Raw genomic sequence first — 25,624 nt, 5'->3', positions numbered from 1 at the left:
GGCCTCAGGCCCCCTTCGGCTCCTGCGCCGACGGGACGGCGCCGCGGTCGAGTTCCCGCTGGAGGGTGTCGAGTTCGGAGCCGCCCGCCATGTGGTGGGCGAGCTGGTCCGGGCTCAGCCGCTCCCGGGGCCGGTCCAGTTCGACACGGCCCAGTTTGAGGATGACGAAGCGGTCGCCGACCATGTGGGCGTGGTGGGGGTTGTGGGTGATGAACACGACCCCCAGTCCGGCGTCGCGGGCGGCGTCGACGTAGCGCAGGACCACCCCGGACTGTTTGACGCCGAGCGCCGCCGTGGGCTCGTCCAGGATGAGGACGCGGGCTCCGAAGTACACGGCGCGGGCGATGGCCACCACCTGGCGCTGGCCGCCGGAGAGGTTGCCGACGGGGGCGTCGATGTCGGGCAGGTCGATGCCCATCCGGCGCAGTTCGGTGTCCGCGATCGTCCTCATGCGGGCGGTGTCGAGCATCGACAGCGGCCCCCGGCCGCGGCGGAGTTCGGAGCCGAGGAAGAAGTTGCGCCACACCGGCATGAGCCGGACCAGGGCCAGGTCCTGGTAGACGGTGGCGATGCCCCGGTCCAGGGCCTCGCGGGGGGAGGACAGCGCCACCGGCTCGCCGTCCACGAGGTACTCGCCCGAGCTGGGCGGGTACAGGCCGGCGAGGATCTTGATCAGGGTGGACTTGCCCGCGCCGTTGTCACCGAGGACACAGGTGACCTCTCCGGCACGGACGAGCAGGTCGATGCCGCTCAGGGCGTGGATGTTGCCGAAGGACTTGTCGATGCCCCGCAGCTCCAGCAGGGGCTCGTGGTCGTTCACCCCGTTCACCTCCGGTTGGCCTGGGTGCGGACCCACCCGTTGATGACGACGGCGGCCAGCAGCATCGCGCCGACGAAGAACATGACCAGGTTGTTGTCCCAGCCCGCGTAGACGATGCCCTGGCGGGTCATGCCGTAGATGAACGCGCCGATGGCCGCTCCGATCACGGTCCCGTAGCCGCCGGTGAGCAGGCACCCGCCCACCACGGCGGCCATGATGTAGAGCAGTTCGTTGCCCACGCCCTCGCCGGACTGGACGGTGTTGAAGGCGAAGAGCAGGTGCATGCCGGAGAACCAGGCGAAGAAGCCCACCGTCATGAACAGGCCGATCTTGACCTTGGCCACCGGCACGCCCACGGCGCGGGCGGCGTCCTGGTCACCTCCGACGGCGTAGATCCAGTTGCCCACGCGGGTGCGGACCAGCACCCAGGTGGCCAGGGCCACGAACAGCAGCCACCACAGGACGGTGACGCGCACCGAGACCCCGCCGAGGCTGAAGGTGGACGCGAAGACGGCGCGGGCGGAGTCGAACCCGTCCATGTCGGCGATGTTGCGGGTGGACACGCCCTGGGTGACCCAGCGGGTCGTGGCGATGTTGATGCCCTGGAGCATGAGGAACATCGACAGGGTGACCAGGAAGCTGGGCAGCCGGGTGCGGGTGAGGATCCACCCGTTGAGGAATCCCACCGCCAGGGAGACCGCCAGCGCGAACAGCGCGCCCACCCACACGTTCAGCGAGAACCACCACGCGAACATGGAGGCGGACAGCGCCGAGGTGATGACGGCGACCCCGGCGGAGAGGTCGAACTCGCCGCCGATCATCAGCAGGGCCACGCCCACGGCCATGATGCCGATGGTGGAGCTGGCGTAGAGGATCGTGGCCATGGCCGCCCCGGTGCGGAAGGGGTCGGCGATGGTGAAGAACACCGCGAAGACGACCACGGCGCCCAGCAGCGAACCCACTTCCGGGCGGGTCAGGAAGCGGCGCAGCGGGCCCCTGCCGCTGACCCGCAGCGCCCGTTCCCCTCCCGCGCCGTCCGGTGCCCCTCCCCCGTCCGCGGTGGGAGGCGCCGGAGGTACCGCAGTGTGTCCCATGGCTAGCGGGTGCCCCTCTCGGCGTACTCGGCGACCTCGTCGATGTTGGTCTCGTCGATGAACGCGGGGCCGGTCAGCACGGGCTGTCCGCCGCCCAGGGTGTTGCCGTTGGTCTTGAACAGCCACAGGGACTCCACCGCCAGGTAGCCCTGGAGGTAGGGCTGCTGGTCCACGGCCCAGAGCACCTGCCCGTCCTGGAGCGCGGCGACCAGTTCGGCGTTGGTGTCGAAGGTGGCGACCCCGGCGTCGCTGCCCGCGTCGTCGACCGCGTCCAGGGCGGTGACGGCGATGGGGGCGCCCAGGGTGGCGACCAGTTCGGTGTCGGTGGACTCCTCCAGGCGGGAGGCGATGCTGGAGCGCACCTCGGGCATGTTGGCGCTGTCGACGTAGAGCGTCTCGGAGTCGCCGTCGAACTCCTCGGCCAGTCCCTCGCAGCGGGACTCCAGGCCCACGTTGCCCTGTTCGTGGATGACGCAGACGACGTCGCCCACGCCCTCCTCGTTGAGGCGTTCACCGAAGGCGACGCCGGCCAGGTACTCGTCGGTGCCGAAGTACTGCTGTACGCCCATCTCCTGCCAGTGGTCGATGCCGGCGTTGAGGGCGACCACGGGGATCCCGGCCTCCTCGGCGGCGGCGAGGGCGCCCTCCATCGTGTCGGGGCTGGGCAGGGTGACGGCGATGCCGTCCACACCGCGGTCGACCGCGTTCTGGACCAGGCTCGCCTGTTCGCGGGCCTCGGGGTCGGAGGAGTACTCCAGGTCGACACCGCTCTTGGCGGCGGAGTCCTCGGCACCGGTGCGCACGATGTCCCAGAAGGTGTCGCCCTGCACCTGGTGGGTGATCATGGCGATGGTGAGGTCGGGGGTCTCGGGGCCGTCGGCGGGCTGTTCGCGGCCGCCCTCGGAGCTGCAGGCCGTGGCGAGCAGGAGCGCCCCGGCGGCGCCCAGGGCCAGCGCGGGGGAATACCGTGCGTGTTTCATCAGTGACCTCCGAGAGATCTGAGGGATGTGCGGCCCGCCTCACGGTACGGGCACGGTGTCAGGGTCGGTGCTGGTGCCGGGCGCCCAGGCCGCAGCTGTTGAGGTAGCGGCGCGTGCGTTCGGCGATGGGCTTGGGGGTCTCGAAGTCGCAGGGGTACAGGTCCTGCTCGACGATGACGAACACCCTCGCGTCCACCTCGGCGAGCGCGTCCACCACCGCGGCCGGTGCGGGCTCCCCCGCGGGCGGCTCCACACACACCCCGCGACGGACCGCCTCACCGAAACCGAGCTGCTCCTGCCGGACCTGGCGGATGATCTCCGGGTCCATCTGCTTGATGTGGACGTAGCCGATCCGTTCACGGTATCGGCGGATCAGGTCCACCGCGTCGCCGCCACCGTAGGCGACGTGGCCGGTGTCCAGGCACAGCGACACCAGATCGGGGTCGGTCTCGTTCAGGAGGCGTTCGATCTCCGGCTGGGTCTGGACGTGGGTGTCGGCGTGCGAGTGCACGCACAGCCGCACGTCGTAGTCGCCGAGCAGGACGCGGCCGAGCTCGTCGGCGGCGCGGGTCAGGTGGGACCACTGGCCGGCGTCCAGGGTGGGCGACTCGGTGAAGGCGCCGGTGCGCTGGTCGCGGTACATGGGCGGGATGAGCACCAGGTGGTGGGCGCCGACGGCGGCGGTGAGCTCGGCGACGGCCCGCACGGTGGCGAGGGTGTCGTCCCAGTTGCGGGGGTTGTGCAGGTCACCGAAGACGGTGCCGCCGCTGACCCGCAGCCCGCGTGCGCCGACCTCCTCGTTGAGGCGTGCGGGGTCGGTGGGCAGGTAGCCGTAGGGGCCGAGTTCGAGCCACGCGTAGCCGGAGTCGGCGAGTTCGTCGAGGAACCGGGGCCAGGGCGTCTGGAGGGTGTCGTCGGGGAACCACACGCCCCAGGAGTCGGGTGCCGACCCCAGGACGAGGCGGTCCTTCGCGGTCCGGAGTGCGGTGCTCGTGGTGCTGCTGGTCATGGCGCTCCTCGCGGGGGCTCAGAGGTGGTGTCGCTGCTCGCGCCGCTGCCGCTCGTACTCGCGGCGGGCGCTGCGGGTGGTGTCGAGTTCGGAGACCTCGCTGACGGGCACGTCCCACCAGGCGCTGGAGGGCGGGCCGGGGGCGTGGGGGTCGGTCTCCACGTGGACGAGGGTGGTGGTGTCGGCGTCCCTGGCCTCCTGGAGGGCCTTGCGCAGGTCGGCGGGGTCCTGGACCCGGATCACGCGGGCACCGAGGCTGGCGGCGTTGGCGGCCAGGTCGACGGGGAGCGGGTCCCCGTCCAGGAAGCCGGTGGCGGGGTCGCGGTAGCGGTAGCCGGTGCCGAAGCGCTGGGAGCCGACGCTCTCGGAGAGGGCGCCGATGGAGGCGAAGCCGTGGTTCTGGACCAGGACGACGACGACCTTGACCGCTTCGGCGACCATGGTGGCGATCTCCTGGGCCATCATCAGGTAGGAGCCGTCGCCGACCAGTACGAACACCTCACGGTCGGGGGCGGCCATCCGCACCCCCAGCCCGGCGGCGACCTCGTAGCCCATGCAGGAGTAGGCGTACTCGACGTGGTAGGCCTTGGGATCGCGGGCGCGCCACAGTTTCTGCAGGTCGCCCGGCATGCTTCCGGCGGCGTTGACGACCACGTCGCGGTCGTCGAGCACGTCGTTGAGGGCACCGATGACCGCACTCTGGGCGGCCAGGCCGCCGCTTCCCCCGGCCCGGTGGGCGCGGTCGACCTCGGCGGCCCAGTCCCGGGCCAGTCCGGTGGAGCGGTGTTCGTGGGCGGGGTCGGCCCGCCAGCCGTCCAGCGCCCCGCGCAGCGCGGTGAGCGCCTCGCGGGCGTCGGCCACGACCTGGACGGCGGAGAGCTTGGCCGCGTCGGTGCGGGCCACGTTGACGTTGACGAACCGTACTCCGGGGTGGGCGAACAGGGTGTGGCTGGCGGTGGTGAAGTCGCTGTAGCGGGTGCCCACGCCGATGACCGCGTCGGCCTCGCGGGCGAGGGTGTTGGCGCTGCGGGCGCCGGTGGAGCCGAGCCCGCCCACGGCCTGCGGGTGGTCCCAGGGCAGGGCGCCCTTGCCCGCGTGGGTGTCGGCGACGGGGATCCCGGTGGCCTCGGCGAACGCGCGCAGCTCCCGGGTGGCCCGTGAGTAGACCACCCCTCCCCCGGCCACCAGCAGCGGGCGGCGGGCGCCCCGGACCACCTCGGCGGCGCGGGCGAGCGCGTCGGGTTCGGGGAGCGGTCGGCCCACGTGCCAGACGCGTTCGCGGAAGAACTCCACCGGCCAGTCGTGGGCCTCGGCCTGGACGTCCTGGGGCAGGCACAGGGTGACCGCGCCGGTCTCGGCCGGATCGGTGAGCACCCGCGCCGCGGCCAGTGCCGCGGGGACGAGCTGTTCGGGGCGGGTGATCCGGTCCCAGTACTTCGAGACCGGGCGCAGGGTGTCGTTGACGGTGGCGTCCCCGGCCCGGGCGTCCTCCAGCTGCTGCAGGACGGGGTCGGGGGCGCGGGTGGCGAACATGTCCGAGGGCAGCAGCAGGACCGGGATCCGGTTGGTGGTGGCCAGGGCGGCCCCGGTGACCATGTTGGTGGAGCCGGGGCCGGTGGAGGCGGTGCAGGCGAAGGCGGACAGGCGGTCGCGCGCCCGGGCGTAGCCGACCGCGGCGTGCACCATGGCCTGTTCGTTGCGGGCCAGGTGGTAGGGCAGGTCGGCCTCGCCGGTGGTCGCGGCCTGGAGCAGGGCCTGGCCGAGCCCGGCGACGTTGCCGTGTCCGAAGATGCCCCACACCCCGGCGAAGAGGCGGTGGCGCTCCCCGTCGCGTTCGGTGTGCTGGGCGGCCAGGAACCGGACCAGGGCCTGGGCCGTGGTGAGGTGGACGGTGTCGGCGGGCGTGCTCATCGTCGGCCCTTCCGGCCCTCGGCGGTGCACAGGGGCAGGCGGGGGTCGGTCTCCTGGTCCTCCCAGGTGCCGCGCACCCAGGCGTGGTCGGGGTGGTCGCTGATCCGCCAGGCCCGCTCGTCCCCGGGGCCGGCCATGACGTTGAGGTAGTACAGGTCGTAGCCGGGGGCGGCCATGGACGGACCGTGCCAGCCGTGCGGGACCAGGACGACGTCCTCGCGGCGCACCTCGGCCAACACCTCGACGGGACGGCCCGGGGTTCCGTGGACCCGGTGGTAGCCCACGCCGTGCCCGTGCGGGCCGTCGGCGACCTCGAAGTAGTAGATCTCCTCCAGCTCGCACTCGGTGGCGGTGGCCTCGTCGTGTTTGTGCGGCGGGTAGGAGGACCAGTTCGCGGCCGGGGTGAGGACCTCGCAGACCAGGAGCCGGTCCGCGGCGAAGGTCCCGGGCAGGCAGAGGTTGTTGACCTGGCGGCTGGACTGCCCGGCCCCGCGCAGCTCCACCGGCACGTCCTCGGCGGGGCCGTAGCGGGCGGGCAGGGTCCGGTCGCAGCGGGCGGCCGGGAGCGCGAACCGGCCGCCCGAGGCGCTGGCGACGGTGGCGCGGGCCCCCCGGGGCAGGTAGACGAAGTCGCTGACCCTCGAGAACACGTCCGGGCGGCCCTCGACCCGGAAGGACCCCGAACCCGCTCCCGAGCTCTCGGACAGGGTGACCGTGCACCCGCCGTCGAGCGGCAGCACGAGCGTCTCGGAGTCCCCGGTGGTGATCTCGGCGGAGTGCCCCGGCTCCAGTTCGAGCACGCGCAGCCCGGAGTACCCCCATCCGGCGGTGTCGGGGGTGACCACGGTCCGGAAGGGCGGCTGGGCGGTGCTCAGCGCGGACAGGTGGAGTTCGGCCGGCCGGCGCGCGGCCGGGCCGTGTTCGTTCGGACGGTGTTCGGTGTGTGTCACAACAGCCCCACTGCGGTGTCGACGGCCGTCTCGACGTCGTCGTCGGCCGGGTACAGGAGTGAACGGCCCACGGTCAGGCCCACGACGGTCGGGAGTTCGAGCGCCTCGGCCCAGGCGGCGAAGGCGGCGTCGGGGTCGGCGGAGACCTCGCCGCCCAACAGGACGGTGGGCAGGGTGGTGGCGGCGGCGACGCGTTCCATGTCGGCCACCACCGGCAGTTTGAGCCAGGTCCGCGCGGAGGAGTGGCCGAGTCCGGAGGCGATGGCCGCGGACCGGGTCACCGCCTCGGTGGACAGGTCGTTGCGGACCACGCCGTCGGCGCGGTGGGCCACGAACGGCTCCACCATCGCCACCCTCCCGGCGTCGCCCAGGGCGTTGACCGCCCGGGCGCAGCTCTCCATGGTGCGGGCGGTGCTCCGGTCGGCGTAGTCCAGGCGCAGGAGCATCTTGCCGCCCTCCAGCCCCGAGCGGACGATGGCCTCCGCGGTGTAGCCGGTGAAGCGGTCGTCCACCTCCCAGCGGGCCCCGGACAGCCCGCCCCGGTTCATGGAGCCGAAGACCGCCTTGCCGTCCAGGGCGCCGAGCAGCAGCAGGTCGTCGACGATGTCGGCGCTGGCCAGCACCCCGGTCACGCCGGGCCGGGCCAGGGCGGTGCACAGCCGGTCCAGCAGGTCGGCGCGGTCGGCCATGGCCAGGGGCCGGGCGCCCGAGCGCAGGGTGCCCCGGGCGGTGTGGTCGGCGGCCACGATCATCGCCCGCCCGGAGGGTCCCACGAGGGAGGCGGGGCGTCTGCGCGCGGCGGCCGCCTCACCGAAGGCGGCGGGGCGGTGCAGCCGGGTCCGGGTGATCTCGCGCAGGCGGTCAGCCAGCATGGGCGGCCTCCTCCAGTGCGTGCCACACCTCTGCGGTGGTGGGCATGGCCTCCGCGCAGGACAGCCGGGAGGCGACGACGGCGCCGGCGGCGTTGGCGAAGCGCACGGTGCGCCCGAGCGGCCAGTCCGAGAGCAGTCCGTGGCACAGCGCCCCGCCGAAGGCGTCCCCGGCGCCCAGGCCGTTGACCACCTCCACCGGCAGCGGGGGTTCGCGGTGGGAACCGGTGCCGTCCACGGCCAGCACGCCTTCGGGGCCCTGTTTGACCACGGCCAGGGAGAGCCCCAGGTCGCGACCGCGCCGGGCGGCCTCGTCGGGGTCGCGGGTGCCCACGGCGGTCTCCCACTCGTCGAGGTTGCCGCAGGCCACGGTGGCCAGCGGGAGCGCCTCGGCCGCCCAGCGCCGGGCCTGCTCGCGTGAGTCCCAGAACGCGGGCCGGTAGTCCAGGTCCAGGACGGTGGGGTGGCGGCGGTCGCGGGCGCGCAGGGCGGCCAGGGTGGCGGTGCGGCCGGGGTCGCGGCACAGGCCGGTGACGGTGGCCCAGAACAGGTCGGCCCCGGCGATGGCGGCCAGGTCCAGCTGGTCGGTCTCGATGAGCAGGTCGGGGGCGGGGTCGCGTCCGTAGAAGTACAGGGGGAAGTCGTCGGGCGGGAAGATCTCACAGAGGGTGACGGGGGTGGCGGTGCCCGGGACGGCGGTGACGAAGCGGTCGTCCACACCGAAGCCGCGCAGGGCCCGGTGGACGAAGCGGGCGAGGGGGTCCTGGCCGGTGCGGGTGATGACCGCACTGGTGCGGCCGTGGCGGGCGGCGGCCACGGCGACGTTGGTCGGGCTGCCGCCCAGGAACTTGCCGAACGACTCCACCTCGTCCAGGCCCGCGCCGACCTGCTGCGGATAGATGTCGACGCCGACCCGGCCCATCGTGACGACCTGCGGCGGCCGCGCGGGGACGGGCCCGGGTGCGGCGACGGGTCCGGGTGCGGGTGCGGGTCCGGGTGCGGGGGTACGGTCCACGGTCACTCCTCTCCTGCGGTCCTGCTGTACCGGGTGCGGGTCCGTCGGGTTCAGGGGCGCACCTCCGCCAGGCGGACGGGGCGGTGTTCGCGGCGGGAGAGGTCGGCGGCGTCGGCGACCAGCACCGCCTCCAGGGCGTCGGTGACCGAGCAGGGGCTGGGGGTGCCGTCGCGGACCATGGCGATGAAGGCGGAGATCTCGGCCTCGTAGGCGGGGGTGAAGCGCGACCAGAACTCCTCCCAGGGGTCCCCGGCGGGGAAGGCCGCGCCGGGTTCGGCCGAGCGCAGGGGGACGTGCTCGTCCAGGCCCACGGCGAGGGTCGAGCGTGATCCGGCGAGCTCCATGCGGACGTCGTACCCCGCGCCGTTGTAGCGCGACCCCTGGAGTGTGGCCAGGGTGCCGTCGTCCAGGCGCAGGACCGCGGCGGAGGTGTCCACGTCACCGTGCTCGGCGAAGAAGGCGGCGCCCCGGTTGGCGCCGTAGGCGAAGACCTCCTCGACCTCGCGGCCGGTCACCCAGCGCAGGATGTCGAAGTCGTGCACGTGGCAGTCGCGGAACAGGCCGCCGGAGGAGGCCACGTAGGCCTCCGGCGGAGGGGCCATGTCACAGGTGGTCGCGTGGACGCGGTGCAGTGCGCCCAGTTCGCCCGAGCGCACCGCGCGGTGGGCGCGCACGTATCCGGGGTCGAAGCGGCGCATGAAGCCGATGTGGACGGGGGTCTTGGCGCGGTCGGCCTCCTCGCGCACGCGCAGGGTCTCGTCGACGGTGGGGGCGACGGGCTTCTCGCAGAAGACGGGGATCTCCGCGGCGATCCCGGCGAGGATCAGGTCGGGGTGTGCGGGGGTGGCGGCGGCGATGACCAGGGCGTCGATCGCCCCGGGGTTCAGGAGTTCGGCGACGCTGTCGGCGGCGCGGGCACCGATCCGCGCGGCGGTGGCCCGGGCGCGTTCGGGCTCGGCGTCGGCGAGCAGGAGGTCCTCGACCTCGGGGCGGGCGCGGAGGGCCGCGGCGTGTGACTGTCCGATGCGTCCGGTTCCTACCAGGCCAATGCGCAAGGGGGCTCCCTGGGGACGGCTGGAGTGTGGCGGCGGTGTAGCGCGCGTCACATTCAGGGCCTCATGCTCACCCGCCCGCCTTCCCACTGTCAATACTTTGTCCAGACATACTGATGTAAGGGCGCCCGACCCGTATGACCTCGAAGACGCCAACCGCGAAGTTTCTCCTTGCATTGCGCCCGTTCGTTCCCTTGGCTGTCCCCACAAGCCGGGGACAGCCGTTCCCGGCACCGAGGGGGGACTTCACATGGCGTTCGTCAAGGTCGACCAGGAGAACAGCACCGACATCGAGATCCACTACCAGGACCACGGGCAGGGGAGGCCGGTCGTCCTCGTCCACGGCTACCCGCTCGACGGCGACAGCTGGGAACTGCAGACCCGCGAGCTGATCAGGGCCGGACACCGGGTGATCACCTACGACCGCCGTGGGTTCGGCCGCTCCAGCAGGGTCGTCCAGGGATACGACTACGACACCTTCGCCGCCGACCTGAACGCGGTCCTGGAAGCCCTGGACCTGTGGGACGTCACCCTGGTCGGCTTCTCCATGGGCACCGGGGAACTGGCCCGCTACGTACGCAACCACGGGCACGGGCGCGTGGCGAAGCTGGCCTTCCTCGCCTCGCTCGAGCCGTTCCTGCTCCAGGCGGAGGACAACCCGACCGGGGTGCCCCAGAGCGTGTTCGACGGCATCGCCGAGGCGGCCTACAACGACCGTTACGCCTGGTTCACCCAGTTCTACAAAGACTTCTACAACCTCGACGAGAACCTGGGCACCCGGATCAGCCAGGAGGTGGTGGACGCCAACTGGAACACCGCGACGGGCAGCGCCCCGGTCGCCGCCTACGCGGTGGTGCCGACCTGGCTCGAGGACTTCCGCGAGGACGTGGCCGCGGTCCGGGCGGCGGGCAAGCCCACCCTGATCATGCACGGCACCCGGGACAACATCCTCCCGATCGACGCGACGGGGCGGCCGTTCCACGAGGCCTTCCCCGAAGCCGAGTACGTGGAGATCGACGGAGCGCCCCACGGCCTGCTGTGGACCCACTCCGCCGAGGTGAACGAGGTCCTGATCCCCTTCGTCACCGGGTAGGCCCCGACGCCGCGCGGGCACCCCGGCGGGGGTGCCCGCGTCCGCCCGGCGGCCGCAGGTGCGTCCCGGCAGCCGCGTGGGGTCGGCGGAGTCCCGGCTGCCGGGCGGAGTCGCCCGGGTTCCGGCAGCCGGGTGGCGCGCACCGAGCGTTACTTTGTCCGGACATTCTGATATCCGGGCAACCTTGTTGTAGCTACACTTGCCTTCGGGGAGCCCCGACATCCAGGACCCGAAGGACGTGACCGTGACACAGCCCGTGCCACAGACCCCGCTGTCGATCCCGCTGGACCGCACCAGCCCGGTGCCGCTCTACTTCCAGGTCGCCCAGGAGCTGGAGCGGCGGATCATGACCGGCGAGATCCCCGCGGGCACCCGGCTGGAGAACGAGGTGGTCCTGGCCGGCCGGCTCGGGTTGTCGCGCCCCACGCTGCGCCAGGCCATCGAGTACCTGGTGGACCGGGGCATGCTGGTGCGCAAGCGCGGCGTGGGCACCCAGGTGGTGCGCCCGCGGGTGCGCCGCCCGGTGGAGCTGTCCAGCCTCTACGACGACCTCGACCGGGTCGGCGAACAGCCGCGCACCCGGGTCCTGAGCCTGGCCGTGGCGGCCGCCCCGGACCCCGTGGCCGCCCGGATGGAGCTGTCCCCCGGTACCGAGGTGTACGTGATCGAACGGCTGCGCCTGGCCCGGGACGAACCCCTCGCCCTGATGCGCAACCACGTGCCGCTGGGGCTGGTCGACCTGGACGAGGAACGACTCTCCGCCAGCGGCCTCTACCAGCTGCTGCGCGGGGCGGGCGTGACCCTCAAGATCGCCTCGCAGAGCATCGGCGCCCGCAACGCCACCGCCGCTGAGGCCCGCGCCCTGGACGAGCCCCGGGGCGCGCCCCTCCTCACCATGGACCGTGTCGTCTACGACGACGTCGGCCGCGTGGTGGAGGTGGGCTCGCACGTCTACCGCGCCTCGCGCTACTCCTTCGAACTCACCCTGACCGGTTGACCGGGGACCGGTCCGACCGGAGCCCGTGGCCCACCGGAACCGGCTGACAAGGACCGGTGCGCCCGGGCCCGGGCCGAAACCGCCTCGCCCCCGCACGCCCGGTTTGCTAGCGTCGGCTCAGGTCGGCCGTGGGACTTGACCGCGACTTCCGAGAACTGCCTCTGCAAGCACCCTTCACGCTGTTCGCGCCGCCGCTCCCCGGCCGGCCCCCGACCACCCCGGCGGAACCGATGAGTGACACCTACACCGACCTGCTGGCCTGCGAGGACCTCCTGCTGTTCGCCGGCGCGGCGATCTCCGCCACCGGGCAGCGCGAGTTCCACTCCGGGGCCGACCACCAGCGCCTGTCCCTGGACTTCCTGCACGAGTACGTCCACCACTGCCTCCCGGACCTGTACGCGGCGACCCTGGCCCTGCACGTCAACGACCACAACGCGCTGCGCATCGTGTACACCCTGCTCGCCGATCCCCGCCCCGACGCCCCCGCCCACGAACGGGCCCGCGAGAACGCCCTCATCCGCCGCCGCCTCGCCCGCACCCCGCCCCAGCGCGTCTACCGGCTCTTCCGCCGGCTGGCCGCCGACCGGGTCAACAACCGGCGCACCCGGGCCACCATCCGCGAGTGGCTGGCCCGGCGCCCCGACCTGACCCTGGACGCGGTCAAGTACCGCAGGGGGCTGCGCGACGCCGCCCGCCACGCCCGGCTGCGCCTGCCCGAGGACGTCGGCCGCTTCCTTTTCTCCTCCCCCGCCGCACGGCGCCGCCACCGCTACCCGTCTTGTCCGGGAGTGCTCCGGCCTTCAGACCGGTGGTGCACCGGATCCGGACCAGCACCCGCCTGGCAGGGCGGGTAATCCTGGTTTGTCTTAGGCGGGTGCGAGGATTCAGGGCATGCAGCTTCGATACACCTACCGCCTCTACCCGGACGGGGACCAGCGCGCCGCGCTGGCCCGCCTGTTCGGGTGCGTGCGGGTGGTGTGGAACGATGCTCTGGCACGCCAGAATCCCGTGAAGGCGTCGAACAAGCTGCTCGGCAACCCCATAAAGCGTGTGGCGGAGGGTCCCTATCAGCGGGTGCCCAAGAACGCCGACCTGTCACGGGAGCTGATCGCCCAGGCCAAGCAGACCCCGGAACGGGAATGGCTTTCACAGGTCTCAGCGGTCCCGCTCCAGCAGACCTTGCGCGACCTGGACCAGGCATGGAAAGCCCACGAGGATTCCAAGACCGGCAAGCGCAAGGGCGCGAAGGTGGGGGCGCCGCGGTTCAAGTCGCGGCGTGACCAACGCCAGTCGGCGCGCTTCACCGCCAACGCCCGTTGGAAGATTACCCGGGCCGGGAAGCTGTCCCTGCCCAAGATCGGTGACGTCAAGGTCATCTGGTCACGGGACCTGCCCTCGGCTCCGGCCTCGGTCACCGTGATCAGGGACGCCGCCGATCGGTACTTCGCCTCGTTCGTGGTCGAGACCGGCACGGGTGAGGTGCTGCCTGAGACCACGCCGGAGGTCGGGATCGACCTCGGATTGTCGCACTTCGCGGTGCTTTCTGACGGAACGAAGGTGGCCAACCCGCGATTTTTGCACCGTGTTGAACGCAGGCTGAAGAAGGCCCAGCGCGCCCTGTCCCGCAAAGCCAAGGGCTCGGCCAACAGGGCCAAGGCCCGCCGCAGGGTGGCCCGTGCTCATGTGCGAGTGGCCGATGCCCGTAAGGACTTCCACCACCAGCTGTCCACCCGCTTCATCCGTGAGAACCAAGCGGTGTATGTGGAGGACCTGTGTGTGAAGGGCCTGGGCCGCACGAAGCTGGCCAAGAGTGTGCACGACGCCGGATGGTCGGCGTTCGTGCACATGCTCCAGTACAAAGCCACCCGGTACGGGCGCTACTTCGCCAAGGTCGACCGGTTCCTGGCCTCCTCGCAGACCTGCTCGCAGTGCTGGGCCGTGGACGGTCCCAAGCCGTTGCAGGTGCGTCAGTGGTCCTGCAAGGCGTGTCAGACCCTTCATGATCGGGACGTGAACGCGGCCCGTATCGTCCTGGCGGCCGGACGGGCCGACAGACAAAACGCCTGCGGAGGGACCGTAAGACCAGCCGCTTGAGGCTGGCAGGACCTGGTGAAACAGGAACCAGCGCGCGCTGTGAGGCGCGAGCACCGACCCGCCCGCGAGGGCGGGTCGCAATCCCTGTCGTTCACGACGGAGAGGACGTCAATCCTCTGTCGGCTCACCCGCCCGACGCAACCGGCCGCTGGCCGTCGCCCTGGCCTGCCACCACCTGGTCTCGGTACTCTCGCCCGGTGCCGCCACCCACTGGCTGTCCGGGCGCACCGACCACCTGACCGTGCACCCGCTGGGCCCCACCCATCTGGCCGAGGCGGTCCTGGACGCGCTGGGGGGCGTACCGGAGCGGGTGGTGGTGGTCTCCGACGGACACGACTCCGAACCCGCGCTGCTCGCCGACACCCTGCTCCTGTGGCGGCAGCGGCTGGACCCGGACCGCGCCACCACGCTGGTGCACCTCAACCCGGTCTTAGACGCCGCCGGCACGGGCCTGCGCACCCTCTCCCCGGCGGTCCCCACCATCGGTCTGCACGACCCGGCGACCCTGCCCTCCCTGGTGGAGCTGGCCAGGTTCAGGGAGGGCCGGCTGGGCCTGGCCGACCTGCGCGCGCACATGGACGCGGCCGCCGCCGCCTACCTGAGCAGCTTCCGCCTGTCCCCCGCGCAGATCCGCCGGGGCCACCTGCTGCGTGTGCTCGACGAGTCCGGGTGGCGCACCGACCTCGCCGCCCGGGCCCTGGGCACCGGCCACGGTGACCTGGTCACCCGCCTGGAACGCACCGGTCTGGCGTACCTGCTCAACCCGGACGTGCTGCTCCAGCACCGGTCGGCCCGGCTGCGCCGGATCGGCCGCCGCACGCCCTGAGGCGACGGCGCCGGGTTCGGAACTCCGAGTCTCCCAGGCCGACTTCACCGCCTGTAGGGGTACCCGGCGTGACCATCGCCTGCTGCCGGCTACCGGCCATCGGTCCCGTGTCCACCACGCCGTACACGTTGTGGTCCGGGGTCCCCGCCGTCATCCGGAGGGGAAGTAATGACCGTTGTCCAGATCGGCGAGCAGGCCGGGCTGAGCGGGTTCCCAACCGAGGGTCCGGCGCGTGATGAGGTTGGACGCCGGATAGCTCTGCGTAACTATGTTCGCGAGGAACCCGAAGTATCCCGGCACCATCAGCTCGTCCGCGGGAATGCTCACGACGGGCAGGCCCAGACGGCCCCCGAGGGCCTCGGCGATCTCGCGGAACGGGATGCCCCCGTCCCCGACCGCGTGCCAGTACCTGCCGGCCGCTCCCTTCTCCAACGCCAAGCGGAACAAGGATGCGACATCGCGGACGTGCACCGCGTTCCACAGGTTCGCGCCGTCTCCGGGGTAGCCGACGAAACCCTTCTCCTTCGCGAGCGCGGCCAGCTGCACGATGAAGCCGGCACGATCGGTCGTGCTGTGCGCGATGTTGGCGATCCGCACGACCGAAGACCGTACTCCCCGTTCGGCGAGGCCGACTACAGCGGTCTCCACAACGTTGCGCGCCCGCAGGGTGCCCTTGTGCTCATCGCCGGTGGGAAGGGCAGGGTCCTCCTCGGTGACCGGCCGGCCCAGACTCCCCCCGTTCCCGGGCGATCCAATGCTCCCCGCCGCGACCAGGGGCTTTCCGGTTCCCGCCAGTGCCTCGCCGTACGCGAGCACGACCGGGAGCTCCGCTGCGGCCACGGCGTCGATCCCGCCGGACGGAAGCAGGTCTTGCCTGTGCGCGACGTGGATGACGCCCTCGGAGTCAGCGGCCGCCTCCTTGAGCCCGTCGAGGTCCCGGAGGTCACCGCGGCGCACCTTCGCGCCCAGCGCGGACAGCGCCGCCGCGGCCGTGTCCGACCGGGCCAGGCCGGTGACCTCGTGCCCGGCGGTGACGAGCTCGGGAATGATGTACGAACCGGAATGGCCGGTCCCGCCAGTGACGAAGACGCGCAAGCTACTTCTCCTTGTGAGTGGTGCGGCGGACGAGATGGTGGTGCGGGACGCGGTCAGCCGGGGAAGTCGGCGCCGAGGGCGACGTCGAAGGTCCCCGCGCCGTGGCGGGCCAGGCCCATCAGCAGCGGTCCGACCCCTTCCAGCCAGCGGGCCATCTCCAGGCCGCCGACGTCGAGCGGACGCAGTCCGAGGCTCACGATGAACGCCGACACGTCGGCCTTGGCCCGCGGGTCGTCTCCGGCGAAGAACACGTCCAACGGACGCCCCTGGGCCAGGACATGGCCGAAGACGGTGTTGAACGCCTTCACGACGTGCGCGCTCGCCGGGGCCGCCTCGGCGATCTCCCGCGCACCGGAAGTGCCGTCAGGGACGACGAGCCCCGTGGCGTCGGCGTCGAAGGTGTTGGAGATGTCGATGATGGTCTTGCCGGCCAGCGCTTCGCCGTACTGGGCGACGACCGGCACCGCAGCGGCGTACGGCACGGCGAGGACGACGATGTCGCCGGCCGGGGCGGCGCCGAAGCTCCCGGCGGTGGCCCCACCGCCGAGCTCGGCGGCCAGGCCCTTGGCCGCGACCGGGTCGCGGCCGATGAGCTCGACGGTGTTGCCGCCCGCGACCGCGCGTGCGGCCAGGGCGCGGGCCATGGTCCCCAGGCCGATGAAACTGATGCTGCTCATGGTGAGTGCTCTCTTTCTCTGGTACGGATCGAACGGCGTGCCCGGCCCGTCGTCGTCGACGGTCCCGCTGTCGACGCCGTCGTACGGCGCGATGGACGGGGATCGATTCCTGGCGTGCTCGTTCTGTTTCCGGGAACTGTCAGTTCGGATCTTTTACCGCGCGGGGCGATGCGTTTTTCGGCAGCAGATACCGTGGTTTCTGCGGCGGCCACGACCGGACGTTGCGTGCGATCACCTGAATGGCGGATACGAGCATCTGGTCAAAGTGGGTGAATGCCGCGGAGAAATCGAAGAATTCCTCACCAACACCGCGCTCGGCGTACCTCTGCGACGTGTCCGCGAGCGAGTCGGCGGACGCGCCCGGTCCGGGGTCGATTCGCATGGCCGTCTTCAGCGAGTCGATGACGAATCAACCATTTCCAGGGTGCACGGCCCCCTGTTCGCCGACTGTTCGGCGCCGGGGGTCAGCCGGTGAGTTCGTCGGCTCCGAGGGCGAAGTTCCCGTGGCCGACCCCGTTGCCGGCGAGGCCCACGGTGACCACCCCCATTCCTTCCAGCCAGTGCGCCATCCTCAGGCCACCGACGTCCAGCGGGCGCAGCCCGAGGCTCTCGATGAACGCCGCCACGCTCGCCTTGGCCTGCGCATCGTCACCGGCGACGAAGACGTCGGGCCGCCCCTTCTCCAGGACGTCACGGAAGATGGTGTTGAACGCCTTCACCACGCTGGCGCCGGCCGGAGCCACCTTGGCGGCTTCCTGCGCGATCGAGGTCTGCCCGCTGTGGGCCAGCCCGTCGAACGCGGCGTTGAAGGGGTTGCTGATGTCGACGACGACCTTCCCCGCGAGGGCGTCTCCGTACTCGGTGACGACCGGGACGACACCGTCGTAGAGCAGGGCCGTGACGACGATGCTCCCGACCGGAACGGCGCCCCAGTCGCCCGTCGACGCGCCGCCTCCCAGGGCCTTGGCCAGGTCATCGGCCTTGGAGCGGTCACGTCCCATGACTTCGACGGTGTTGCCGCCCGCCACCGCGAGCGTGCCGATGGTACGGGCCATGTTCCCCGTGCCGATGAGGGTGATGCTGCTCATGAGGTGTGCTCTCTTCCGGTTCTTGAGGCGTCGCTCTGTGTCGTTCGTGCCGGGGCGGGCGCAGGGCGTCGGCCCCGGCATTTCTGGTGTGGTTCAGATGGCGGTGGCACCGCCGTCGGTGACCAGTTCCATGCCGTTGACGTAGCTGGAGTCGTCGGAGGCGAGGAACAGGGCGACGGAGGCGATCTCCTCGGGGCGGCCCATCTTTCCGCGGGGGATGAGGGACTCGAACGCGGCCATGGTCGCCTCGTCGAACAGTTCCTCCTGTTTGGCGGTGGCGACCTGGCCGGGGGTCAGGACGTTGACCCGGATCCCGCGGTCGCGCAGTTCGTTGAGCCAGACGCGGGCCCAGGCCTGCTGGACGGCCTTGCTTCCCGCGTAGAGGCTCCAGCCGGGAAAGGCACCGAGCGAGGCGTTGGATCCGGTCATGAAGATGGACCCGTTGTCGTTGATCAGCGGCAGTGCCTTCTGCACGGTGAACAGGGTGCCTCGCGCGTTGAGCGAAAAGGCGCGGTGGAACTGTTCCTCGGTGATCTCGCCGAGGACTGCGGGTTCGCCCGTCCCGGCGCTGGCCCACAGCACGTCGATCGAGCCCTTGTCCCGCTTGACGGTGTCGTACAAGCGGTCCAGGTCGTGCAGTTCCGCCGCGTCACCCTGGACGGCGGTGACGTTGCGACCGATCAGCTCGACGGCGTCGTCCAGCACTTCCTGTCGCCGGGCCTGGATGAAGACGTGCGCTCCTTCCTCGACGAACAGTTTGGCGCCGGCCAGTGCCATGCCGGTGGATCCACCGGTGATCACCGCCACTTTGCCATCGAGCTTTCCCATGATCACTCCGTTGAATTGATGGATATGGCGATCAAATCCGGATGCAGAATTCCTGAAACGAAATTGCTTGCCCTCCATGAACAATGTCATTGCTGCGAGCTGGTGTCCAAGACCCTTTTCAGCCGTGGTGATACCTTGAGGGCATTGCCGGACCGGGAGGCCCCATGGATCTGGACCTGCGCAAACTGCGCTACTTCGCCACCGTCGCCGACAGGCTGCACTTCGGCCGTGCCGCCGAGGAGCTGCACATCGCACAGCCCGTGCTCAGTCGTCAGATCCGCGCACTCGAAAAGGATCTCGGCGCCGCGCTGTTCACCAGGGACAGCCACGGCGTGGCGCTGACCGACGCGGGCCGGCAGCTGCTGGAGGACGCCGGTCCGCTGCTCGCCTCCGCACACGCGGTCCGCCGCCGGGTGGCCGTGGCGGCCTTCGGCAGCCGACGGCTGGTGGTCGGCTTCCGGTCCGGGATCCCGGTCATCCCGGCGACGCGGGCGTTCGAGGCACAGCACCCGGACGTGGTCGTGGACGTACAGCGGATGGAATGGGACGACCAGGCCCCGATGCTGCTCGACGGCCGCGTCGACGTCGGCTACGTGCGGCTGCCCATCGACGGGACCGGCCTGCGGCTGACGCCGCTCTACACCGAGCCCCTCATGGTGGTGCTGCCCACCGACCACCCGTTGGCCCACAAGGAGGAGGTCACCGAGGCCGACCTGGCCGGTGAGCCGCTGGTCTGGCACGCCGACGCGAGCACGCAGCCCACCAGCCGCCCGCACCCCGACTCCGGACTCCGGGTGCGCGGGGTGGAGGAGAAGCTCGAGCACGTCGCGGCCGGCCGCGGCATCTCGTTCGTGGGGCGCTCGGAGACCGTGTTCTACTCACGTCCGGACATCAGCTACGTGCCCGTCACGGATCTGGCGCCCGACCAGGTCTACCTCGCGATGGCGGCGTCGCGCGCCTCGCCGCTGGCCGACGACTTCTTCGCCGCGGCTCGGGCGACGGCCGAGATCACGGCGGAATGCGGGAACTACGAGATGTGGCGGCTGGCGGACGAGACCATTTCACAGCCCGGTTGACCAGTTCGAACGCCGCGCCCCGGGCCGGGGACGATGGGCCGCCCCCACCCGCGCTGGGCCCCCGCGGGGGTGGGTCGGAGACCGCCCGCCCCGCCCCTCAGGGGCGTTCGGCCGCGGGCGCGGGCTCCCCGGTGGAAGCGGAAGCTCCGGCCCCCACCTCGCCGTCGGCCCCCGGAACCGGCTCCGCGATCGCGGAGGACGGCAACCCGAAGACCTTGTCGAAGGCCCAGTTGTAGCCGAACGTGTAGAACGGGATGTAGACGATGAACACCAGGTCCAGCAGGAACGCCTGGACCAGGCTGATGTCCAGCCACCAGGCGATCAGCGGGATCAGGTAGCACACCAGCGTCAGCTGGAACGCGACCGCGTGCAGGATTCTGCGCCCCACCGTGCGCTCGCGGCTGACCTGTCGGCGCTCCCACGCCTCGAACAGGTAGTTGAAGGCCACGTTCCACAGCGACGCCACCGTGGCGATCATGATCGCGAGCGGGGCCGTCGTCCCCGGGCCGCTTCCTGTCAGGGCCGTCATGACGGCGGTGCCCACGGCGAAGCCGATGACCTCGTAGCCGCCCACGTACACCAGCTTGCGCTTCAGACCTTGCACTTCGCACTCTTCTCGGGATCTTCCGGATGCAACGGTTCCGACGCTAACGTCAGCTACGGTGATGAAAAAAGTCAGCTTCTTTCAGATCGGTTGATAGAACGTGGGCCTGTCCAGCGACAACATCGACCTCTTCCTCGCCGTGGTCGACCACGGTTCCTTCTCGGCCGCCGCACGCGCGCTGAACCGGGTCCCCTCGGCGGTGAGCATGGGCATCGCCAACATCGAGGCCGAACTCGGCTACCCGCTGTTCGACCGCTCCAGGCGCGAACCCGTCCCCACGGCGCGGGCGCAGGCCCTCGTGCCGCACGCCCGGCTGGTCGCGAGCAGGCTGCGCCTGCTCCAGGCCCACGCGGTCGAGCTCTCCGACGACCTGGAGAGCACGCTCACGGTCGGGGTGTCGGCGGGGGTCGACCACCGGCCCCTCCTGGACGCGGTGGCGGAGGTCGCGGCGCGCCACCCCCTGCTCTCCGTAGAGATCGCCGACGCCCCGCAGGACGACGTCCGGGAGCGGCTGCACTCGGGGGCCGTGGACCTGGCGCTGATGTTCGCCCGCACCCGCAACGACCGGGAGGAGGTGTTCCTCAACGTGGCGGAGGAGACGTTCGTGGCGGTGGCGTCCGCCTCCGTGGAGACCTTCGGGATCCCCGCCGGCCTGCGCCGCCTGGAGGACCTCGCCGGGGCCCGCCAGATCGTGGTGTCCAGCCTGGAACACCGGTTGACGGAGCGGCGGCTCGTGGTCTCGGACGCCTACTGGCGCGTGAACTCCGTGGAGACCGCGCTCGGCCTGGTGGAGCGCGGGATCGGTTGGGCCAACCTTCCCCTGCCCGTCGTGCGGGGCCGGGCCGCAGCGGGGGCGGTGCGCGTGATGGAGTTCGAGAACCTCGTGAACGGCCTGGCCATGCCGGTGCAGCTGGTGTGGCTGCGCGGCAGCCCGCTCCGGAAGGCGGCCGGGGAGCTGGTCGACCGGATGGGTCGAGGCACCGTCAGTCCCGGGCGGTCCGGGCCTCGGTGATCCTGCGCTCGACCCCGTCCAGGAGCCAGGCCAGGGCCTGCTCGAAGACCTGGACCGGTCCGGGGGGCGACTCCAGGCGCTCGATGGCGGGGAAGCGGTCCGGCTCGATCGCGCGGGTGGCCAGGTAGCTCTCCTGCACGTTGGCGAACGACCGCCCCTCGGGATCGGTCCAGCGGTCGACCCGGTCGGCCGCGACCACCTTGGCGACGTGCCCCTGGACCAGGCCGTCTACGGCCTCCACCACGGCGAAGGCCTCATCGGCGCTCAGGCCGGTGCCGTCGAAGACGCGCAGGGCCGAGTCCATCCACGCGAAACCGTTGGGTCCGACGAACGGGCCCCCGGTGATCTCGACGAGCCAGGGGTGCTCCCGGAAGGAGGCCAGGTCCTCGCGGGCCCAGGCCTCGACCTTCTCCCGCCAGTTCCCGGGCCGGGTGTGCGGCAGGGGCGCCTGGCCGGTCATGTCGTCGACCACAAGGGCCAGCAGGGCGGCCTTGTCGGGCACGTAGGTGTACAGGGTGGCGGCGCCGACCCCCAGGCGGGCGGCGACCTTGCGCATGGACAGCGCCTCGACCCCCTCCTCCTCGGCGACACCCGTCGCGGCCTCGACCAAGCGCTCCACGGTGAGCTGCTGCCGGGGGCCGCGCCGGGGCTGCCCCAGGCCGGACCACAGCAGGCCGAGGGTGGTCTCGACGCTCTTGCGCGTGACGCCCATCCGGCTCCTCCTCGCCCCTTGTTCCCCGTCCCCTTGCCAAAACTCCGTACACCGTTCTACCTTAATCGAACAGTGTACGGAGTTATTGAGGAGACCCATGTCGCAACCCGAACCGACTCGGCTGCGCGGCCACCTGGCCCGGGCCGGGTTGCTGGTGCTCGCGTTCACCCTGGTCACCGCGGCCGCGCAGGCCCTGGCCCGCGCCCTGGGCGCCGACCCCTCCCAGCCCTTGGGACTGGCGGTGCAGTCGGCCGCCTTCCTCCTGGTCCTCCTGCCCCTGGCCCGGCTGCTGTGCCGCACCGGAGGCGCCACCCTGCCGGAGCTCGGCCCGGCCACCTGCGGACGTCCCTGGACCCTGCTGATCGCCGGCGCCCTGACCTGCGGGGTCGCGACCGCTCTGATCGTGGCCGGCGCCCTGCTCACCGGCAACGCCTCCCTCGGTTCCGCCGCCCCGGTCCCGGCCGCCCTGCTCCTGCTCCCCCTGGTGCTGACCGCGCAGATCCTGCCCGAGGAACTGGTCTTCCGCGGGTACGTCCAACACCTGCTGGGCTCCCACCTCTCGCAGCTGAGCACGGTCCTGGTCCAGGCCCTTCTCTTCGCCGGAGCCGTCTCCCTGGTACTGGGCCACGCCGGGGCGCTGTTCGACCTCGCGCTGGCGGGCGTCTTCTTCGGAGTGCTGCGGATGACGACCGGCGGGATCTGGGCCGGGCTGGGAACGCGCACGGCCCTGACCGGGACCGCCCTCGTCCTGAGCCACGCCGACTTCACCTTCACCACGAGCGCCCCGCTCTGGAACCTGGGCATGAACATGGGCGCCGGCCTGGCCGTCTACCTGGTGATCCGCTTCCTGGTCGTCGCCCGCCCCGGACTCGTGCGGACGCCCGCGGAAGGCAACGCGCTGCCGCGCAGGAGGATCCCCGTCCGCGGGATCATGTACGACCTCGGCACCAGCTACGTGCCCGGCCAGCACTCACGCGAACGCTGGAACCCGGACGCGGTCCGCGAGGAGATGCGCGTCATCCACGAGGACCTGCACTGCACCGCCGTCTCACTGTTCGGCCCCGACCTGGACCGGATGGGACAGGCAGCCCGCTTCGCCCTCGACCAGGGCCTGGACGTGTGGCTGCAGCCCCGCTCCCTGGACGCCGGACACACCGAACTCGTCGAACACGTGGGCCGCGCCGCCGAACTGGCCGAGGAACTGGCCGCCGACCGCCCCGGCCGGATCGTGCTCAACGTGGGCTGCGAGCTGACCGTGCTCAACCGCGGCATCCTCCCCGGGCGGAACATGGACCGCCGAGCGCGCGCCCTGTCCGTGTTCGGGGCGTTCCCCTCCTACTACAACCGGCGACTCAACACCCTGCTCCGCCGCCTGGCCGCCACGGCCCGGGAACGCTTCTCCGGCCCGCTCACCTACGGCTCGGGCACCTGGGAGAGCGTGGACTGGACCCCCTTCGACCTCGTCGGGGTGGACTACTACCTGGACGAACTCACCCAGGGCTCCTACCGGCAGGGGCTGAGGTCCCTGAGCCGCCGGTGGGGAAAACCGGTCGTGGTCACCGAGTTCGGCTGCTGCTCCTACCAGGGCGCCCAGACCAAGGGCGGTTCGGGCGCCGACCCGCTGGACTGGCGCGACCTGGACGACCGCCGGGTGCGCGGCGGCCTGGTCCGCGACGAGAGCGTGCAGGCCGACACCATCGAGAGGCTGATCGACGTGTACGAGACCGAGGACGTGCACGGGGCGTTCCTGTGCATGTTCGTCGAGGGGGACTGCCGCCCCTCCGCCGACCCCGCCCGCGACTGCGACATGGCCGGATTCGGGATCGTGCGCCCGCCCACGCTGGAGTCGGGCCTGTCCCCCGACGACGGCCACTGGGAGCCCAAGGAGGGTTTCCACGCCCTGGCCCGCCGTTACGGCGCCGACGTCGAGGCCGCCCCGAACGGTTCGGGCCAGGGCTGAGGGGCCCGGGCCGGGCGCCTCGAGCGGCCGCGGATCAGGCGGTGCTGTCGCGGAGCTCGCGTTTGAGGATCTTCCCGGAGGCGTTGCGGGGCAGTGCGGTGACCACCCGCACCGACTTGGGGACCTTGAACGGCGCGAGGTGTTCGCGGACGTGGGCGACCAGGAGGTCCGGCAGGGCTTCGGTGTCCGTGCCGGGGGCGGGCACCACGTAGGCCGTCACCGCCTCGATCCACTTCTCGTCGGCCACCCCGACCACCGCGGCCTCGGCCACGTCCGGGTGCGCGAACAGCACGTCCTCGATCTCCCGGGAGGCCACCAGCACCCCGCCGGTGTTGATGACGTCCTTGATCCGGTCGACCACCTCGATGTACCCCTCGGCGTCGGCGCGCACCAGGTCACCGGAGTGGAACCAGCCGCCGCGGAAGGCCTCCTCGGTCTCCTCGGGTTTGTCCCAGTAGCCCAGGCACAGCTGGGGTGAGCGGTAGACCACCTCGCCGAGCTCGCCCGGCGGGACCTCCTCGCCCTTGTCGTCCACCACCCGCAGTTCCACGAACAGCGCCGAGCGGCCGGCCGAGGCGGGCCGGTCCGCGTGCTCCTCGGGGCGAAGCACGGTGGCCAGCGGACCGACCTCGCTCTGGCCGAAGCAGTTGTACAGGCCCAGTTCGGGCAGGGCGGAGCGGAGCTTGTCCAGGACCGGGCCGGGCATGATCGAGGCACCGTAGTAGGCCTTGCGCAGGCTGGACAGGTCCCGTTCGGCGAACTCGGGGCGGTTGGCCAGCGCCACCCACAGCGTCGGGGCCGCGAAGAACGCGCCGTGCCCGTCGGCCTCGATCCGGTTCAACAGGTCGGCGGGGTCGGGCGCCTCCACCAGGGTGTTGCGGGCGCCCACCGCCAGCCACGGCATGAGGAACACGTGCATCTGGGCGCTGTGGTAGAGCGGCATCGCGTGCAGCGGGTTGTCCCCGGCGTCCAGGTCCAGCCCCACCAGGCAGGACAGGTACTCGTGCACCAGCGCCCGGTGGGTCATCATCGCGCCCTTGGGGCGGGAGGTGGTGCCGGAGGTGTAGAGCAGCTGGACCAGGTCGGTGTCGGCCACCTCCACGTCCAGTTCCGGGACCGGCCCCTCGCAGGCCTCGGCCAGCAGCGACCCGGCGCTGTCGCGCAGCTCCACGACCTGCTCCACGCCCGTCTCGGTGCGCAGGGCGTCCACCGCCGAACGCAGCGCGGGGTCGGCCAGGACCACGGTGCTGCCGGACTGCTCCAGCAGGTAGGCGAGCTCCTCGCCCTGGAGCGCGAAGTTGACGGGAACGTGCACCAGACCGGCCCGCGCGCAGGCCAGGTAGCCGATCAGGTAGGCGTCGGAGTTCTTCCCGTAGGCCGCGATCCGGTCGCCCTTGACCGCGCCCAGGCCCAGCAGCCGCGCGGCGGCCCGGGTGACCGCGTCGTCCAGGCCAGCGTAGGTCCACTCGCGGCCGCCGAAGACCAGCGCGGTGTTCGCGGGGGTACGGGCCGCGCTCCGCCGGAGGATGTCGTCCACACGGCTGGAGGTCGTCAGAACGCTCATGGCACCTGTTTCTCTTCCGTTCGTGCGGCCCGTCGGGAGCCAGGCCGCGCACACGGCAACCATCCTGCGCCCCCGGGGATCGCACCGGCAAGCCCACCGGGTGGACGGGGTGACGCACTCGCCGGGGAAGCTCTCGTCCGGCGCCCGGGCCCGGGATGCGCCTCCCGGGCCCGTGGGCAGCGTCCGACCGGGGAGCGCGCGTGCCGGGAGGCCGGCCCGGTGCGTGGTTCCTGCTTCTGCCACGCCCGGGCGAGGGGCCGGGGGCCCGAGGCCTCTCAGTCCCCTGCCGAGCGTCCGC

Annotated in this window: 25 protein-coding genes; 8 read left to right on the top strand and 17 right to left on the bottom strand. The window is 71.7% G+C overall.

Annotated features, from left to right (window positions below):
• Window positions 1-4 precede the first annotated feature (4 nt).
• From D458_RS0107700 to D458_RS0107660, 9 genes are read right to left on the bottom strand one after another with little or no spacing between them, the layout of a single operon-like run.
• Complete coding sequence (locus tag D458_RS0107700) at window positions 5-829, bottom strand: ATP-binding cassette domain-containing protein (protein WP_017586152.1); 825 nt, start codon at window positions 827-829, stop codon at window positions 5-7.
• Window positions 826-1,914 (bottom strand): ABC transporter permease, encoded by a 1,089-nt coding sequence (locus D458_RS0107695; RefSeq protein ID WP_083936259.1) that lies wholly within the window; start codon window positions 1,912-1,914, stop codon window positions 826-828. The genes D458_RS0107700 and D458_RS0107695 overlap by 4 nt, the downstream gene beginning before the upstream one ends.
• A 2-nt stretch (window positions 1,915-1,916) precedes the next feature.
• Window positions 1,917-2,894, bottom strand: coding sequence for a substrate-binding domain-containing protein (locus D458_RS0107690; protein ID WP_017586150.1), 978 nt, complete (start codon window positions 2,892-2,894; stop codon window positions 1,917-1,919).
• 58 nt (window positions 2,895-2,952) lie between these two features.
• On the bottom strand, window positions 2,953-3,903 hold the full coding sequence (locus tag D458_RS0107685) for a TIM barrel protein (RefSeq protein ID WP_017586149.1): 951 nt from the start codon (window positions 3,901-3,903) through the stop codon (window positions 2,953-2,955).
• An 18-nt stretch (window positions 3,904-3,921) separates the two neighbouring features.
• On the bottom strand, window positions 3,922-5,814 hold the full coding sequence (iolD, locus tag D458_RS0107680; RefSeq protein ID WP_017586148.1) for a 3D-(3,5/4)-trihydroxycyclohexane-1,2-dione acylhydrolase (decyclizing): 1,893 nt from the start codon (window positions 5,812-5,814) through the stop codon (window positions 3,922-3,924).
• Window positions 5,811-6,764, bottom strand: a complete 954-nt coding sequence (iolB, locus tag D458_RS0107675) for a 5-deoxy-glucuronate isomerase (protein WP_017586147.1) — start codon at window positions 6,762-6,764, stop codon at window positions 5,811-5,813. Before iolB ends, iolD begins: the two co-directional genes overlap by 4 nt.
• Window positions 6,761-7,636, bottom strand: a complete 876-nt coding sequence (locus D458_RS0107670; RefSeq protein ID WP_017586146.1) for a Cgl0159 family (beta/alpha)8-fold protein — start codon at window positions 7,634-7,636, stop codon at window positions 6,761-6,763. Before D458_RS0107670 ends, iolB begins: the two co-directional genes overlap by 4 nt.
• Window positions 7,626-8,654, bottom strand: coding sequence for a 5-dehydro-2-deoxygluconokinase (gene iolC / locus D458_RS33145; RefSeq protein WP_017586145.1), 1,029 nt, complete (start codon window positions 8,652-8,654; stop codon window positions 7,626-7,628). The genes D458_RS0107670 and iolC overlap by 11 nt, the downstream gene beginning before the upstream one ends.
• 44 nt (window positions 8,655-8,698) lie before the next feature.
• The gene (locus tag D458_RS0107660; RefSeq protein ID WP_017586144.1) at window positions 8,699-9,703 is read right to left on the bottom strand and encodes a Gfo/Idh/MocA family protein; all 1,005 of its coding nucleotides are present in this window, start codon (window positions 9,701-9,703) and stop codon (window positions 8,699-8,701) included.
• A gap of 247 nt (window positions 9,704-9,950) precedes the next feature.
• Here D458_RS0107660 and D458_RS0107655 point away from each other — a divergent pair, with 247 nt between their 5' ends.
• From D458_RS0107655 to D458_RS37405, 5 genes are all read left to right on the top strand, one after another.
• Window positions 9,951-10,793: an alpha/beta fold hydrolase gene (locus tag D458_RS0107655; RefSeq protein WP_017586143.1), complete on the top strand. Its 843-nt coding sequence runs from the start codon at window positions 9,951-9,953 to the stop codon at window positions 10,791-10,793.
• Between the two features lie 256 nt (window positions 10,794-11,049).
• Window positions 11,050-11,790: a GntR family transcriptional regulator gene (locus D458_RS0107650; RefSeq protein WP_026119092.1), complete on the top strand. Its 741-nt coding sequence runs from the start codon at window positions 11,050-11,052 to the stop codon at window positions 11,788-11,790.
• A 230-nt stretch (window positions 11,791-12,020) separates the two neighbouring features.
• Complete coding sequence (locus D458_RS0107645; protein ID WP_026119091.1) at window positions 12,021-12,644, top strand: hypothetical protein; 624 nt, start codon at window positions 12,021-12,023, stop codon at window positions 12,642-12,644.
• Between the two features lie 37 nt (window positions 12,645-12,681).
• Window positions 12,682-13,884 (top strand): RNA-guided endonuclease InsQ/TnpB family protein, encoded by a 1,203-nt coding sequence (locus D458_RS0107640; RefSeq protein ID WP_017586141.1) that lies wholly within the window; start codon window positions 12,682-12,684, stop codon window positions 13,882-13,884.
• A gap of 241 nt (window positions 13,885-14,125) precedes the next feature.
• Window positions 14,126-14,710 carry a hypothetical protein gene (locus tag D458_RS37405; RefSeq protein WP_026119090.1) on the top strand — a complete coding sequence of 195 codons (585 nt, stop codon included), beginning with the start codon at window positions 14,126-14,128 and terminating at the stop codon, window positions 14,708-14,710.
• Between the two features lie 150 nt (window positions 14,711-14,860).
• Here D458_RS37405 and D458_RS0107630 read toward each other — a convergent pair whose 3' ends face one another.
• From D458_RS0107630 to D458_RS0107615, 5 genes are all read right to left on the bottom strand, one after another.
• Window positions 14,861-15,805 carry an SDR family oxidoreductase gene (locus tag D458_RS0107630; protein ID WP_017586140.1) on the bottom strand — a complete coding sequence of 315 codons (945 nt, stop codon included), beginning with the start codon at window positions 15,803-15,805 and terminating at the stop codon, window positions 14,861-14,863.
• Between the two features lie 53 nt (window positions 15,806-15,858).
• A complete protein-coding gene (locus D458_RS0107625; protein ID WP_017586139.1) occupies window positions 15,859-16,482 on the bottom strand; it encodes an NADPH-dependent F420 reductase in 624 nt (207 codons plus the stop codon).
• A gap of 139 nt (window positions 16,483-16,621) precedes the next feature.
• Window positions 16,622-16,864 carry a hypothetical protein gene (locus D458_RS36265; RefSeq protein WP_152521074.1) on the bottom strand — a complete coding sequence of 81 codons (243 nt, stop codon included), beginning with the start codon at window positions 16,862-16,864 and terminating at the stop codon, window positions 16,622-16,624.
• Between the two features lie 82 nt (window positions 16,865-16,946).
• Window positions 16,947-17,570 (bottom strand): NADPH-dependent F420 reductase, encoded by a 624-nt coding sequence (locus D458_RS0107620; protein ID WP_017586138.1) that lies wholly within the window; start codon window positions 17,568-17,570, stop codon window positions 16,947-16,949.
• A gap of 93 nt (window positions 17,571-17,663) precedes the next feature.
• A complete protein-coding gene (locus D458_RS0107615; RefSeq protein ID WP_026119089.1) occupies window positions 17,664-18,398 on the bottom strand; it encodes an SDR family NAD(P)-dependent oxidoreductase in 735 nt (244 codons plus the stop codon).
• Window positions 18,399-18,562: 164 nt separating this feature from the next.
• On the opposite strand from D458_RS0107615, the gene D458_RS0107610 reads away from it, so the two are divergent.
• Entirely contained in the window at window positions 18,563-19,474 is a 912-nt protein-coding gene (locus D458_RS0107610; protein ID WP_017586136.1) for a LysR family transcriptional regulator, read from the top strand.
• Window positions 19,475-19,571: 97 nt separating this feature from the next.
• Here the strand turns inward: D458_RS0107610 and D458_RS0107605 are convergent, their stop codons facing one another.
• Window positions 19,572-20,078, bottom strand: coding sequence for a PACE efflux transporter (locus tag D458_RS0107605; protein WP_017586135.1), 507 nt, complete (start codon window positions 20,076-20,078; stop codon window positions 19,572-19,574).
• A gap of 100 nt (window positions 20,079-20,178) precedes the next feature.
• Between D458_RS0107605 and D458_RS0107600 the strand changes: the two genes are divergently transcribed.
• Window positions 20,179-21,090, top strand: coding sequence for a LysR family transcriptional regulator (locus tag D458_RS0107600; RefSeq protein ID WP_017586134.1), 912 nt, complete (start codon window positions 20,179-20,181; stop codon window positions 21,088-21,090).
• Here the strand turns inward: D458_RS0107600 and D458_RS0107595 are convergent.
• Window positions 21,062-21,802 (bottom strand): TetR/AcrR family transcriptional regulator, encoded by a 741-nt coding sequence (locus tag D458_RS0107595; RefSeq protein WP_017586133.1) that lies wholly within the window; start codon window positions 21,800-21,802, stop codon window positions 21,062-21,064. The genes D458_RS0107600 and D458_RS0107595 overlap by 29 nt on opposite strands.
• 97 nt (window positions 21,803-21,899) lie before the next feature.
• Here D458_RS0107595 and D458_RS35340 point away from each other — a divergent pair, with 97 nt between their 5' ends.
• The gene (locus D458_RS35340) at window positions 21,900-23,762 is read left to right on the top strand and encodes a CPBP family glutamic-type intramembrane protease (RefSeq protein ID WP_017586132.1); all 1,863 of its coding nucleotides are present in this window, start codon (window positions 21,900-21,902) and stop codon (window positions 23,760-23,762) included.
• A 34-nt stretch (window positions 23,763-23,796) separates the two neighbouring features.
• On the opposite strand, the gene D458_RS0107585 is transcribed toward D458_RS35340, so the two are convergent.
• On the bottom strand, window positions 23,797-25,326 hold the full coding sequence (locus D458_RS0107585) for a fatty acyl-CoA synthetase (protein WP_017586131.1): 1,530 nt from the start codon (window positions 25,324-25,326) through the stop codon (window positions 23,797-23,799).
• Window positions 25,327-25,624: the final 298 nt, after the last annotated feature.

This window comes from Nocardiopsis ganjiahuensis DSM 45031, from assembly GCF_000341085.1.
Lineage (GTDB): Bacteria > Actinomycetota > Actinomycetes > Streptosporangiales > Streptosporangiaceae > Nocardiopsis > Nocardiopsis ganjiahuensis.
The sequence above is the reverse complement of the archived record's forward strand: the minus strand, read 5'-3'. Positions and strand labels throughout refer to the sequence as shown.

Excerpts from the sequence above, each read along its gene's own strand:
- D458_RS36265 (WP_152521074.1), bottom strand. The coding sequence starts at position 16,864 with ATGCGAATCGACCCCGGACCGGGCGCGTCCGCCGACTCGCTCGCGGAC.
- D458_RS0107620 (WP_017586138.1), bottom strand. The coding sequence starts at position 17,570 with ATGAGCAGCATCACCCTCATCGGCACGGGGAACATGGCCCGTACCATC.
- D458_RS0107645 (WP_026119091.1), top strand. The coding sequence starts at position 12,021 with ATGAGTGACACCTACACCGACCTGCTGGCCTGCGAGGACCTCCTGCTG.
- D458_RS35340 (WP_017586132.1), top strand. The coding sequence starts at position 21,900 with ATGTCGCAACCCGAACCGACTCGGCTGCGCGGCCACCTGGCCCGGGCC.
- D458_RS0107655 (WP_017586143.1), top strand. The coding sequence starts at position 9,951 with ATGGCGTTCGTCAAGGTCGACCAGGAGAACAGCACCGACATCGAGATC.
- D458_RS0107595 (WP_017586133.1), bottom strand. The coding sequence starts at position 21,802 with ATGGGCGTCACGCGCAAGAGCGTCGAGACCACCCTCGGCCTGCTGTGG.
- D458_RS0107640 (WP_017586141.1), top strand. The coding sequence starts at position 12,682 with ATGCAGCTTCGATACACCTACCGCCTCTACCCGGACGGGGACCAGCGC.
- D458_RS0107625 (WP_017586139.1), bottom strand. The coding sequence starts at position 16,482 with ATGAGCAGCATCAGTTTCATCGGCCTGGGGACCATGGCCCGCGCCCTG.
- D458_RS0107615 (WP_026119089.1), bottom strand. The coding sequence starts at position 18,398 with ATGGGAAAGCTCGATGGCAAAGTGGCGGTGATCACCGGTGGATCCACC.
- D458_RS0107610 (WP_017586136.1), top strand. The coding sequence starts at position 18,563 with ATGGATCTGGACCTGCGCAAACTGCGCTACTTCGCCACCGTCGCCGAC.
- D458_RS0107695 (WP_083936259.1), bottom strand. The coding sequence starts at position 1,914 with ATGGGACACACTGCGGTACCTCCGGCGCCTCCCACCGCGGACGGGGGA.
- D458_RS0107585 (WP_017586131.1), bottom strand. The coding sequence starts at position 25,326 with ATGAGCGTTCTGACGACCTCCAGCCGTGTGGACGACATCCTCCGGCGG.
- D458_RS0107690 (WP_017586150.1), bottom strand. The coding sequence starts at position 2,894 with ATGAAACACGCACGGTATTCCCCCGCGCTGGCCCTGGGCGCCGCCGGG.
- D458_RS0107685 (WP_017586149.1), bottom strand. The coding sequence starts at position 3,903 with ATGACCAGCAGCACCACGAGCACCGCACTCCGGACCGCGAAGGACCGC.
- iolD (WP_017586148.1), bottom strand. The coding sequence starts at position 5,814 with ATGAGCACGCCCGCCGACACCGTCCACCTCACCACGGCCCAGGCCCTG.
- D458_RS0107670 (WP_017586146.1), bottom strand. The coding sequence starts at position 7,636 with ATGCTGGCTGACCGCCTGCGCGAGATCACCCGGACCCGGCTGCACCGC.